Below are 12,640 nucleotides of genomic sequence, written 5' to 3'. Positions count from 1 at the left end.
AATATTGTCGGCTTCGGGAAACACGCCAAAGGATCAGCCATGCTGGACAAAAGCCACAAACCGACCTGGACCAGTTTTGAGAATGCCACCAAGGCCGACTGGGACGCCGTTATGGATTATGAAGAGGCGTATAATGCCGCCTTGCCGGATCGCATTCTGGACGCCATTCGGTCACTGGACGAGGAATGGACACCCTATCCGGTCAACCGGTATCAGCACAGCCTTCAGGCCGCGACCCGGGCTTATGAGGATGGCGCGGATGAGGAGTTGGTGGTCGCCGCTTTGATCCACGATACCGGCGACATTCTGTCACCCTACAACCATGGAGAGCTGTCAGCGGCGATGATGAAGCCCTATGTCAGCGAGAAAACCTATTGGATACTTAAGCACCATTGCGTGTTTCAGGGTTACTACTACAACCACCACCTTGGAGGAGACCGCAACGCGCGCGACAAGTATCGCGACAGCCCCCATTGGGAGGACTGCCGCTATTTCTGCCATGAATACGATCAGAAGGCGTTTGACCCAGACTATCCGACGAAACCGCTGGAGTTTTTTGAACCCATGCTGCGCCGCATCCTGAGCAAGGGCGAAGGCCATATGGAACTGAACGAAACTGCCGAAGATTAACAGGCAGCCATCAGGCGATAGACAATCTGAGCTGTGGTGAAATCCCAGGCGGCATTGCCGTCCGGGGCCAGCTCAACCACATCGAAGCCCACGCATCTGCGCCCCTTGAGCGCGTGCTCGACCAGCCGCAGCGCCTGATAATAGCCCAACCCGCCAGGCACCGGTGTTCCGGTGGCGGGCATCAGCGATGGATCCAGCCCGTCGACGTCGAAACTGACATAGACCAGCTCGGGGAAGTCTGCAGGCAAGTCGACCGAATGGATGTTACCTGTCACCAGTTCCTCGGCATCCACGTGAAAGACGTGGTTTCTCAGTCGGCTTTGGGCCTCTTCAGTTGAAAAAGCGCGAACACCGAACTGGGCGAGCCGAACGCCTTCTTCGGCAAGCAGGTGCATCACTGAGGCGTGAGAGTGTTTTTCGCCCTGATAAGCGTTGCGCAGGTCGGCATGGGCGTCGATCTGGACGATGCCGATGGGTTGGTTTAGCGCACGGGCCACACCCTTCACCGCACCATAGCTGAGGGAATGCTCGCCGCCCAAAGTGACCGGCACCTTTCCGGCCCGAATTGCAGTCTCGGTGCGTTGCGCAAGGCGTTCCATTACCTCGGGCAACGGGCCGTCACAATTCAGCGGTTCTTCGGTGAAAATCCCTTCGACACAGGGCTCAGCGTGACCGGTGATGCGTTCCAGTTCATTACTGGCCTCGATAATTGCTTCGGGGCCTTTGGCCGTGCCGGACCCGTAAGAGACCGTGCGCTCCAAAGGCACCGGGATCACGCGAAAGCGGGCATCTTCGGTGCGTTCGGATGCGGTCAATTCGCTGTCGAGAAAAATGCTCATGAGAGTCTGTCCTTGAAGTCGTCATATCCGAACTGCCGGATGATCTTCAGCTCGTCTGTTTCGCTGTTCCACAGGGCGATTGTGGGCAGGGGGACGCCATTGAAGGTGTTTGTCTTGACCATCGAGTAATGTGCCTGATCGAGGAAGGCAAAACGCTGTCCGATCTCCAGCGGCTTGTCCCAAGTGTAGTCGCCAATAACGTCACCCGCCAGGCAGGACGGGCCGCCAAGGCGATAGGTATGGCCTGTTTCGACCTCATCCATCAGGGCGGGGCGATAGGGGGCCTCGATCACGTCGGGCATGTGGCATGTGGCCGAAATATCGGTGATCGCGAGGTTCATGCTGTTGGTCGGCAGGTCGAGGATTTCACCGATCAGAACACCTGCGTCCAGCGCCACTGCTTCACCGGGTTCGAGGTAAACATCAATGCCGTAGGTTTCGCGAATGTTCTTGAGGAAAGCCACCAGCCCGTCGCGGTCATAATCGTCGCGGGTGATGTGGTGGCCACCGCCAAAGTTCACCCACTTGAGTTGATCAAGGTAGGGTTTGAGCTTCGGTTCGACAGCGTCCCAGGTGCGCTGCAAAGGCGCAAACCCCTGTTCGCAAAGCGTATGCATGTGCAGCCCGTCAACGCCGCGCAACGTGTCGGCGGTCAGTTGGCTGACTGGTGTGCCAAGGCGCGAGCACGGGGCGCAGGGATCGTATTTCGGAACCTCGCCTTCGGAATGTTCCGGATTGATGCGCAGGCCAACCTGCACTTTGGCGGTTTGGGCTTTGGCGAGAAACCGGTCCTTTTGGGCAGCGGAGTTGAAGATGACGTGATCCGACTGCGACAGGATTTCGTCGATGTCGGCGTCTTTGTACCCGGCGCAGAAGGTTGCGACTTCACCTCCATATTCCTCGCGTCCCAGCCGCGCTTCATAGATACCTGAGGCGCAGGTGCCGCCGAGGTGTTGGCGCACCAGTGGGGCCAGTGAGAACATTGAAAACGCCTTGAGCGCGCTGAGAACATGCGCGCCGGAGCGGGTTCCGACATCAGCGAGGATTTTCAGGTTCCGTTCAACCGCCTTTTCGTCGACGACAAAGCAAGGGCTGGGTACACGGGAGAGGTTGAAATTGCGGAAGGCGCCGGCGTCTCCGGCCTGTGTGGTCATCATGTCGGACATAACCGGCGTCTCCGTTTGGTGGAGAGGCCGGGGGCGCTGCCCCCGGACCCCCGGGATATTTAGGGCCAGATGAAGCTGAAGCGGATCAGAAGGTGACCGGGCCGTCGAGTTCATGGACCTGCCACGGCAGGCCATGTTCGTTCAGCATGGCCATGAAGTCGTCCGGGTCGAGTTGTTCCATGTTCCAAACGCCGGGCTCGGTCCAGTTGCCTTTCAGCACCTGCGCCGCGCCGATCATGGCGGGGACACCGGTGGTGTAGCTGACAGCCTGGCTGCCGACTTCCGCGTAGCATTCCTGATGATCGCAGATATTGTAGATGTAATAGGTCTTTTCGCCGGAGCCATCCTTGGCCTGACCTGTGGCGATATCGCCGATGCAGGCCTTGCCCTTGGTTTCCGCGCCCAGATCACCGGGATCGGGCAGGAGGGTTTTCAGGAACTGGATCGGGATGATTTCCTTGCCGTCATGCATCACCGGGTCGATGCGGGTCATGCCGACATTTTCCAGAACCTTGGCGTGGGTGATGTAGGCGTCACCGAAGGTCATCCAGAAGCGGGCGCGCTCGATCTCGGGGAAGTGGGTCGAGAGCGATTCCAGTTCCTCGTGATACATCAGGTACATGTTCTTGGGGCCGATGGCGGGGAAGTCGAATTCGACCTTGTGGGTCATGGCGGGAGAGTGCTTCCATTCGCCACCTTCCCAGTGGCGCACTTCGGCCAGCACTTCGCGCAGGTTGATTTCGGGGTTGAAGTTGGTGGCAAATTCCTGATCGTTCGAACCACCATTGGCATCAAGCACGTCGATCTGGCGGATGGTGTCCAGCTTGTGCTTTTTCAACCATTTGGCAAAGACGGATGTAACACCGGGATCGAAGCCCGAACCAAGGATGGCGGTCAGGCCGGCCGCCTTGAACCGCTCCTTATAGGCCCATTGCCAGTGGTATTCGAACTTGGCCTCGTCTTCCGGCTCGTAGTTCGCGGTGTCTAGGTAATGGATGCCCGCCTTAAGGCATGCATCCATCAGCACCAGATCCTGGTAGGGCAGGGCGAGGTTCACGAGGATTTCAGCACCGGTTTCCTTGATCAGCTTTACGGTGTCTTCGACCTTGTAGGCGTCCAACTCGGCGGTTGCGATATCAACACCCACACGGTCTTTCACCGATCTGGCGATGGCGTCGCATTTAGATTTCGTGCGGCTGGCCAGCGTGATTTCGGTGAAGATATCCGAATTCATCGCCATCTTGTGCACAGCAGCGTGGGATACGCCGCCCGCGCCGACAACCAGTGTTTTGCCACTCAAAGTTCCCATGGGGGTGATCTCCTCTCAGGGGTTATTCGTAATAGGTGTAACCGTTGATCGACTCGCGGTAAGCGCTCATCAGGGTTTTGCGGTCCTTGGCATTCAGGGTGCCGGTCGAAATCGCCTCATCCACCATTTTGCGGAAGGCGGCGACGCAATCCTGCGGGTCGAATTCGACATATGACAGAACCTGGCTGATCGTGTCGCCCTCTTGTTCGTGCAGCAGGTCAAAGCCACCGTCCCGACGCAGGTCGATGGTGACCACGTTGGTGTCACCAAAGAGATTGTGTAGATCGCCCAAAGTCTCCTGATAAGCGCCAACGAAGAAGACACCCATGAAGTATTCGTTCTCTTCGGGCAGGGAATGCACCGGCAGGCTGGGGGAAACACCGTCGGCCAGAATGAACCGGTCGATCTTGCCGTCGCTGTCGCAGGTGATGTCGGACAGCACGGCGCGACGGTCGGGGATCTGGTTCAAAGATTGCAGTGGCACGATCGGGTGCAGCTGGTCGATGGCCCAGACATCTGGCAGCGACTGGAACAGCGAGAAGTTGCAGTGATAGATGTCAGCAACCTTTTCAAGCTGGTCATTCAGGTCCGTTTCCAGATCCTCTGACGCGGCCAATGCCTTGAGCCGCGCCATCAGCGACAGGTATATCCGTTCGGCCCGGGCCATCTGACGCAGGTCGACATAGCCGCGACGAAACAGGGCGCGCAGCTCGTTACGATAGAAGGTGGCGTCGTTCCAGCATTCCTGCAGGCGGTCGCGAGAGAGGTATCCGTGCACCGCGGCGAGGTCCGAGACCAAGTGGTGGTCATCCGGATCAACCTCGGGGCCATTGGGCGCATCGTAAAGCGTGCTTTCGAGCACGTTGAAGACCAGCATCGAGGACGTCGCCACCACGGCACGCCCACTTTCCGTGACCAGTGTCGGGTGGTCCACCTCTGCCTCGTCCATGGCGTAGGCCACGGTTTCGACGACATTGGCACAGTATTCTTCGACCGTGTAGTTGATCGAGTTTTCGGCGGCTTTCTTTTCGCCGGTGTAATCGACCCCCATGCCGCCACCCAGATCCAGGTGGGTCAATGGCACGCCTTCGCGCGTAAGCTCGGTGTAATAGCGACAGGCTTCGCCCACAGCACGGCGCACATCGTTGACATCCTGAACCTGGCTGCCCAGATGTGAATGCTGCAGCTTGAGGCAGTGCAGCAACCCTGCGTCTTTCAGCTTGTCTACGGTGGCGATAAGCTGATCAGTGTTCATCCCAAAGGCCGAGCGGTCGCCCGAGCTTTCTTCCCATTTGCCGCTGATCTGGTTGGTCAGCTTCACCCGAACACCGATCAGGGGCTCGATGCCCAGTTCGTTGTAAACTTCGATTACCGTGTCGGCCTCTTTCGGGCTTTCCAAAACGATGACCGTGTTGAACCCGATCTTGCGGCTTAGAATAGCCAGTTGGATGAATTCGGCATCTTTGACACCGTTACACACGATCAGCGCTTCGGGGGCCAGGCGATGCGCCAGCGCAATCACCAGTTCGGGTTTGGAGCCGGCCTCGAGCCCATAGTTGTATTTCTTTCCAAACTCGACGATCCGGTCAACAACCTGCGCCTGCTGGTTCACCTTGATCGGGAATACACCGCGATAGCTGCCTGTGTAGCCCACGCGCGCAATCGCATCACGAAAGCTCTCGTTCAGATGGGCAATTTCGTGTTCCAGATAAGACGCGACGCGCAGGACCATCGGTGCCTTGATTCCGCGGTCGTCCAGATCGCTGAGGATACCGGGCAGGCTAATCGCCGCTGCCTCGGGGGCCATGGGATTGCGCAGACCGATCTCGCCCTGTTCGGTCACCTCGATGAGGCCTTTTCCCCATTTCTCAACTCCGTAGATGGAATGCGGTGCGTCGGGCGTCTGTTTCAATCAAGTCGGTCCTTAACGTAGGGTGCCAGTTTCGCGCCCGCCAATACGGCAGCAGTTTGATTCTTCCAAGTGTAAACTATCTGATTGGGGATTCCGAATTTTACGCGGACGGGTGGATCGGGATCAGATGATTGTCCCATTGGCATTCGGCGCGGGTTCGAACAGCTGGGCGCGCGCCCATCAATGTCCCGAAAGCGCCTGTTCCCGTGGTAAAGACCAACCCGCCCGCCCCGGCCCCAAGCCCGCAGACATCCTCAAGCGCGAAGGCGCCGGTGAGTGTGCCGCTGGTTATGTCGAACTGGTGCAGCGCATTGCCGCGCGGACAGGTTATTGCGATCATATCGGCGTCGGCTGAAAACGCGACGCTGCCAGCGTATCCCTGCAACATGCTTTGTTCGTGATCCGGTGCCGCCAGCAGGCGTGGGGCTTCACCCTGACAATGCAAGCCCAACAGGGGCGGGTGTTCGGACTTGCTGCCCTGCCATTGCATGGCAAAGCCAACCAGACCGTCGCTCCGCACCACCAGATGGCGGATCGAGTTCTTGTGAAGCTCGTCAGGTAACGACACCTGTTCTTGGATCCTACCCGACTGGGTGAGATAGCTCAGGTTGGGTGCCATCGTCGGCAGGTTCAGCTTTGTGCGCCCGGTTTCGGGGTGGGTTTCGATCCCGCCATTGGCAATCACCAGCGTTTCCCCGTCGGGCATCAGGCGCATGTCATGCGGGCCTATTCCACCAGATGAAAACTCACCCAGACGCGAAAAGCTTTTAGCGTCCCAGACACTGACGATACCTGTCCCGGCTTCGTAGTCGTTCTCGGTGGCATAAAAATACGCGCCATCCGCCGAGAATGTGCCGTGGCCGTAGAAGTGTCGGCTTTCAGGGGCATTTAGCTGCGCAATCTGCGCGCCGGTTGCGCAATCGATGACGATGGCAAAGGTTCCCGGACGTCTGGCAAACGCGACCGCCAAGGCCTTGTGTGGATGGGCAGCGGCCGCATGTCCGCGTTCGGGTAGAGGCACGGAGAACACGATTTTCCCCAATGTGCTCAACCCGGCAAGTCGAAAGGACCCGTCGGGAAACAGCCCTGCGGCCAGAAAACCAGGCGAACCGGCCGAGGCCCACCCGCGGACTGGGGAAATCGTGGCTGCGGCAAGACCGGCAAGAAAATGGCGGCGTGACGTCACGGGTTAGTCTCCGTCCAGCGAGTTGAATCCTGCGCTGATCCCCAATGTCGGACCCAGCTCGGTCACGGCGATGCTGCGGATATCGTGGATCGACTGTTGAAGCGCCTCAATCCGGAACCGGGCCTGGGGATCTGAAACCCCGGCCAGCGAGGGATCGTCAATGGATTGAGCGTTCTGGATGGCACGTGCAAACGCAGCGTCCAGTTCCGACGCGATTTCGGGGTGATCAAAAGACAGCCGTGCAGCTAAATCTCGCAAGGATATCAGCGACAGTTCTACATGGCGTAAAGACCGCCCGGACCGCCACGCTTCGGCCCGGTTCGGACGGGGGCGGTCAAATGTCCCCATGGGGCGACCCAGCCGAGTGTCAGCCGTGAACTCAAGACCGGTAGCCAAGGCCTTGAACAGCTCCTGCATTGCTTCGTCCTGCGTCCGGTAGCGCCTGTTCTCTTGGGGTTGGGTAAGGCTAGGGGCATAGCTGTGCCAGTCCTGCGCCATCGCCCGGGCATTGGCATCGATATCCGCCGTGATCGCCCTGATCAGCGCGCAGCGATATTCGGCACTACCCTGTTCCGCGTAATTGGGATCGAACAACATCCGTTCGAGCGCGAAGAACCCGCGCCCTGCTATGGACGTTTCGGCATAGGTCTCCGGGCTTTGCACGGCGTCATCCTCGGTTGCGATATGCTGGGACAGGGCTTTGGTGGTGAACCCTTTCGTGTCCGGCCAGAACGCCATGGCGAAAGCGCGGTCATCGACCTCGGTCGGACCAAACCGCAGGTGGCTGGCGGATATCCAGCTATCGAAAGCCGCATCGTAGGCCGCGCGCAGCTCCGGTGAGGTCGGATCGCACTCAACCAGTGATGCGCTGACTAGCGCGCCTGTCGTTTCCGGGAGCGTGTCGAACCGGGGCAGGATATGGGTTTCTGTTACATCCATCAGGATCGGCGCGCGATCCTGTGCCTGCGCGGCAAGTGGCATGATCAACGCTGCAACAAGGGTAAGAACTCGCATGGGTCAGAGGCTCTCCAGAAATTGGATCAGGGCGTCACGGTCGGCTTTGGGCATCGAGATAACGGTGTCGCGGGCAGCCTGCGCTTCACCGCCATGCCACAGGATTGCTTCAAGCAAGTCGCGCGCACGCCCGTCATGCAGAAACTCTGTGTGGCCCGAGACGCGTTCGGTCAGGCCAACACCCCACAAAGGCGGCGTGCGCCATTCCCGGCCCGTTGCGCGGGCCTCGGGGCGATTGTCGGCCAGACCTTCGCCCAGGTCATGAAGCAACAGGTCGGTGTAGGGCCATATCAGCTGAAAACTGTGCTCGGGCCGGTCTTCCATCCGATGAGTGACATGTGACGGTGTGTGGCATGACGCGCAGCCGGTTGCATGAAACACCTTTTTCCCGCGGAGGACCCTGGGGTTGTCCATGTCGCGGCGACCCGGCACCCCCAGATTGCGGCTGTAGAAAGCGACCAGGTCCATACCCTGATGATCGATCTCGAAGCCGCGCTCATCATTGTCGCCATGCGGGGCTTGGATGCAGTTCACCTGCACATTGGTGCAATCCCCGTGCGGAGCAGGGTAGAGTGGGTTCGATATGCCGATATCCCCGGCAAAAGCAGCAGCCGATTGCTCCATCACTGTCGGCATCCCTGCTTTGTGACCGAACCGGCCCATCATCGGGGCGTCAAACTCGACTGACCAGACGATATTCGGGCGACCTGATATGCCGTCCCCATCGAAATCGTTAGGGTCGGCCTTGGCAAGCAGGTCTTCGACCGGGATCGCTTCCAACAGGCCAAGCCCGATCATCTGCGGCGCGACCCGTGGGCTTAGCATCGCGTCCGGGTGCAGCGGGCCATAACCCAGATCGGCTGCCTGATAAGTCGGGCGGCGCAGTGAGGCGGTTTCACCGTCAGAAAGCTCTACCGGGATTTCTTCGTATGAGATGTCCAGCCGGTATTCCGCTGGATGACCTGCCATTGCGAAATCCTGCATCTGTCCACCATAGGTGGGCTCGGGCAGAGTGGCGATGTAATCTTCGATCGCTGCATAACCATCCTCCGACGTGCCTGGGATCGAGACCCGCAAGAACATCGAAACCGCGTTGTCATCGGGCCCGTTTGGCGTGTGTCCGCGCCCATCCTTGATGTGGCAGCGCTGGCACGACCGCGCGTTATAGAGCGGCCCCAACCCGTCAGAGGCGAGTGTCGATGAGGGCGACGAAACCCAGACCTTCTTGAACAGTCCGTTTCCGACTTTGAAGTTCAGCTCCTGTTCAAAGCTCAGGTTGTCTGACGGTTGCGAGAACGCATCCGCGTCCGTACGGACCCGAACAGTCGAAGCCCCGGCGGGCAGTTCTTCAAACTGCTGCGGTGCGTTGAAATCCTGGGGCGCCGCCGTCACAACAGCAATTCGGGCGCGTTCATCGTCAGTGCGGGGGGTGACATTCAGATGCAGATCCTGCAGCTCGGCTGACAGGGAAGGGGTGGCCGCGAAAGCCACCACCGACAGGGCGACAAGGCTACTCGCCTTCGCCCATTTTCGATGCGTTGAGTTGCGCATAATTGGCTTCGCCGATCCTTTCATAGAGGTCGAGCTGCGTTTCGAGAAAGTCGATATGGCCCTCTTCATCGGACATCAACGTTTCGAACAGCGACATCGAGACATAGTCGCCGGCATCCCGACAGTATTCGCGCGCTTCCTTGTACAGGGCCCGTGCATCGATCTCGGCCGCAAGGTCACATTCCAGCGTTTCCTTTGGTGTTTGACCGATCCGAAGCGGGTCAAGCTTCTGAAGGTTGGGGTGGCCTTCCAGAAAGATGATCCGTTCGATCAGCTTGTCCGCGTGGCCCATCTCTTCGATGCTTTCCTCGCGGCTTTTCTTGGCCATGTGGCCAAGCCCCCAGTCTTCCTGCAACCGGTAATGCAGCCAGTATTGGCTGACAGCAGTCAGTTCATGCCGCAGAGATCTGTTGAGATATTCGATGACTTTTGGATCGCCCTTCATCTGCACTCTCCTGTGATACCGCCGCGCGCAGTGCGCGGAGTTGCATGGGTACTTCGAGATTATCGCTTGACCGCATCGTGTCCAGAAACAGAGGCATGCATCCGCCGCAATCCGCCGATTTTCCAAGAGCACGGTAAACCTTGCCGGGGGTGATGATGGTTCGGGGGTCGGCTGTTCGCATCCAGTCGATGGCGGAGCGGATGTCGTGGTCCGAGATGTTGGTGCAGTGGCAGACAATCATGAATGTTGGCTTGGGTTTGTGTGGTTCAAAGGGCTGGCGGGTCAGCGTGTTGAGTGTGCCGGGGGCAGGCTAGCCCCCGGCGCGCGTTCTTGTTTAGTGGAATACCGCGTCGGGGTTATCCAGGCTGTCTGATCCTTCAAATTCAATCTGGTCCAGTTCCAGTGCGGTCACGATGCGCTCGATTGTTTTGGTCTGGTCGATCAGGCCGTTGACGCCGGCCATGATCAGGGTTTCACCGCCTTCGTTGCCGCGTTCCAGCATCTGGTCATAGGCAAATCCTGCTTCCGCGGTCGATTTGATCCTGCCAAGGGCTTGCATCGTGACGGCCAGTTTCGCCTTCATCTCGGCGTCCAGTGCCGGGTCGGTTGCGATTACCAGATCGGCCAGCGATGCGCCCGATACAGGTGCGCCATCGATACGGGTATAGCTGCCCAGATAGACGTTCTGAACGCCCAGCCCGTCGTAGTAATGGCTGTTGTGGGTGTTGTCCGAAAAGCAATCATGTTCTTCTTCCGGGTCGTTCAGCATCAGGCCCAGACGCATCCGCTCACCCGCTTGTTCACCGTAGGACAGTGAACCCATACCGGTCAGGATCGCACTGACACCCCCAGTTTCGTTTTCCATCAGCGCCGCGCGCGCCGCGCCGCCTTGCTTCCACTGGTCCGCCATCCAGCTCAGGTCGCTGACCAGCAGGTCGGTTGCGGCGCTCAGATACTGGGCACGACGGTCGCAATTGCCACCGGTGCAGGCATCGCCGTTTGCATAATCGGTTGCCGGACGGTTGCCTGCACCTGCCCCGTGTCCATTCATGTCCTGCCCCCACAGCAGGAACTCGATAGCGTGATATCCTGTCGCGACGTTGGCTTCGATACCATCAGCTTCGTGCAGGGTTTCGCTCAGCAGTTCCGGAGTAATCTCGCTGGCGTCAATGGTTTCGCCCGACAGTTCGAAGCTGGGGTTGGCGATGACATTCAGAACCGCAAATTCGTTCTCATCCGTCGCACCACCATAGGCCGCGTCGACGTAATCAATCAGACCTTCATCCAGCGGCCAACCGTTTACTTTGCCTTCCCAGTCATCAACGATTGCATTGCCAAAACGATAAACTTCGGTCTGTTGATAAGGCACACGCGCTGCAACCCATGCTGCCCGTGCCGCAGTCAGGGTCGCGTCCGATGGTTCGGCAATCAGCGCACCGACTGTATCCCGCAACGTCTTCGCCGCAGTCAGACTGTCGTCATACTTGGCTTCGGCAATATTGGCGTAGGTTTCCAGAATATCCACTTTTGCAGGCACATCCCCGGCAAAGGCAAAAGCGGTTGTACAAAAGGTCAAAGCGCTGGCTGTTGCAAACAACTTGGTCATAGGGGTCGTTACTTTCTTGTCTGAACTGTCAAATCAGGCGGGTTTGTTCCCACGGCGGCTTTTGTTGAAATAACTGAGTTAAAAAGTCAACATTGTCAACCTGAGTTTTTTTGTCGGAAAAAGGAGCTGCTGACCTGATGGTCGCCATCCCCATATCTGGCGGGGGTTTGATTCGGTGGATCACATTGCGCGGTACATGTTTCGGGCTAAAATCATCCCAGTGATTCTTTGTAGGTGGTTTGTGGTTCATGAAGCGCGTGGTTCTGGCCTTATTCCTGTTTCCTGCGGCACTTGCAGCGCAAGCAACGCAGGTTTCCACGCCTCATCACCACGGTTCGGGCCAGATCGATATCGTGTTTTCTGAAACCGGGTTTTCGTTGGCACTCCGGGTGCCCAGCATGGATATCGTCGGGTTCGAATCTCCGGTTGAAAACGATGACAACCGCACGCGTGTGGCCATAGCAATGTCAGAGCTTTCCGACCCGCTGGACCTGTTCGTAACCCCTCCCGAAGCTGGGTGCTCTACGGTGACTGCCCATGTGGTTCTGACATATGGTATCACACGGCAGAGTGGCGAGGCGAACGCAGTCACAGGCTCCACAACGGAGGAGAGTCACTCGGAGTTTCAGGCGGACTATGTCATTCAGTGTCAGGATATGAATGCGCTGAACATGATCGAGTTCGCCTATTTCGCGCGGTTCAGTGGGACTGGCCAGCTGAACATCCACTTGAATACGAACGGGGTACAGGACGCTGTCGAAATCACACGCGCGGCACCATATCTCGATCTTCCGCCGGATCGATGAGCGCTGAAATCATAAGGAAAACCACAACTGGTGTTTCGGTTTGATGCTCTGGGGAATTGGTAGCGGAGGAGGGACTTGAACCCCCGACACGCGGATTATGATTCCGCTGCTCTAACCAACTGAGCTACTCCGCCGTGAGTGAGAGGCGATGTAAGCGAGGGGCCGGGGAGGGTCAA

At 58.4% G+C, this 12,640-nt stretch carries 13 protein-coding genes and 1 tRNA gene; 2 read left to right on the top strand and 12 right to left on the bottom strand.

What is annotated here, in order from left to right:
- The first annotated feature begins 39 nt into the window (after window positions 1–39).
- Entirely contained in the window at window positions 40–630 is a 591-nt protein-coding gene (locus ACR0J7_RS09390) for an HD domain-containing protein (RefSeq protein WP_480605317.1), read from the top strand.
- On the opposite strand, the gene speB is transcribed toward ACR0J7_RS09390, so the two are convergent.
- The 11 genes from speB to ACR0J7_RS09335 all read right to left on the bottom strand — a co-directional run bounded on the left by speB (window position 627) and on the right by ACR0J7_RS09335 (window position 11,908).
- Entirely contained in the window at window positions 627–1,469 is an 843-nt protein-coding gene (gene speB, locus ACR0J7_RS09385) for an agmatinase (RefSeq protein WP_480773725.1), read from the bottom strand. The two genes, ACR0J7_RS09390 and speB, sit on opposite strands and share 4 nt — an antisense overlap.
- On the bottom strand, window positions 1,466–2,635 hold the full coding sequence (gene nspC / locus ACR0J7_RS09380; protein WP_480914014.1) for a carboxynorspermidine decarboxylase: 1,170 nt from the start codon (window positions 2,633–2,635) through the stop codon (window positions 1,466–1,468). Before nspC ends, speB begins: the two co-directional genes overlap by 4 nt.
- An 85-nt stretch (window positions 2,636–2,720) precedes the next feature.
- The gene (locus tag ACR0J7_RS09375) at window positions 2,721–3,944 is read right to left on the bottom strand and encodes a saccharopine dehydrogenase family protein (RefSeq protein ID WP_480773723.1); all 1,224 of its coding nucleotides are present in this window, start codon (window positions 3,942–3,944) and stop codon (window positions 2,721–2,723) included.
- 22 nt (window positions 3,945–3,966) lie between these two features.
- The gene (gene speA / locus ACR0J7_RS09370; protein WP_480773722.1) at window positions 3,967–5,856 is read right to left on the bottom strand and encodes a biosynthetic arginine decarboxylase; all 1,890 of its coding nucleotides are present in this window, start codon (window positions 5,854–5,856) and stop codon (window positions 3,967–3,969) included.
- A 100-nt stretch (window positions 5,857–5,956) separates the two neighbouring features.
- Entirely contained in the window at window positions 5,957–7,042 is a 1,086-nt protein-coding gene (locus tag ACR0J7_RS09365) for a DUF1513 domain-containing protein (RefSeq protein ID WP_480773721.1), read from the bottom strand.
- Window positions 7,043–7,045: 3 nt separating this feature from the next.
- Window positions 7,046–8,056, bottom strand: coding sequence for an imelysin family protein (locus ACR0J7_RS09360; protein ID WP_480914011.1), 1,011 nt, complete (start codon window positions 8,054–8,056; stop codon window positions 7,046–7,048).
- 3 nt (window positions 8,057–8,059) lie between these two features.
- Entirely contained in the window at window positions 8,060–9,607 is a 1,548-nt protein-coding gene (locus ACR0J7_RS09355; protein WP_480914008.1) for a di-heme oxidoreductase family protein, read from the bottom strand.
- Window positions 9,567–10,052, bottom strand: a complete 486-nt coding sequence (bfr, locus tag ACR0J7_RS09350; RefSeq protein WP_480914006.1) for a bacterioferritin — start codon at window positions 10,050–10,052, stop codon at window positions 9,567–9,569. Before bfr ends, ACR0J7_RS09355 begins: the two co-directional genes overlap by 41 nt.
- Window positions 10,000–10,293, bottom strand: a complete 294-nt coding sequence (locus tag ACR0J7_RS09345) for a (2Fe-2S)-binding protein (protein ID WP_480914004.1) — start codon at window positions 10,291–10,293, stop codon at window positions 10,000–10,002. Before ACR0J7_RS09345 ends, bfr begins: the two co-directional genes overlap by 53 nt.
- A gap of 93 nt (window positions 10,294–10,386) precedes the next feature.
- Window positions 10,387–11,658, bottom strand: coding sequence for an imelysin family protein (locus ACR0J7_RS09340; protein WP_480914002.1), 1,272 nt, complete (start codon window positions 11,656–11,658; stop codon window positions 10,387–10,389).
- 28 nt (window positions 11,659–11,686) lie between these two features.
- Window positions 11,687–11,908 (bottom strand): hypothetical protein, encoded by a 222-nt coding sequence (locus ACR0J7_RS09335; RefSeq protein ID WP_480899464.1) that lies wholly within the window; start codon window positions 11,906–11,908, stop codon window positions 11,687–11,689.
- On the opposite strand from ACR0J7_RS09335, the gene ACR0J7_RS09330 reads away from it, so the two are divergent.
- Complete coding sequence (locus ACR0J7_RS09330) at window positions 11,907–12,464, top strand: ZrgA family zinc uptake protein (protein ID WP_480914001.1); 558 nt, start codon at window positions 11,907–11,909, stop codon at window positions 12,462–12,464. The two genes, ACR0J7_RS09335 and ACR0J7_RS09330, sit on opposite strands and share 2 nt — an antisense overlap.
- A gap of 57 nt (window positions 12,465–12,521) precedes the next feature.
- Here the strand turns inward: ACR0J7_RS09330 and ACR0J7_RS09325 are convergent.
- A tRNA-Met gene (locus tag ACR0J7_RS09325) sits at window positions 12,522–12,598 on the bottom strand.
- Window positions 12,599–12,640 lie beyond the last annotated feature (42 nt).

The sequence above is a fragment of the Ruegeria sp. O4 genome (assembly GCF_056535125.1).
This window is presented reverse-complemented; position numbering and strand designations above follow the sequence as displayed.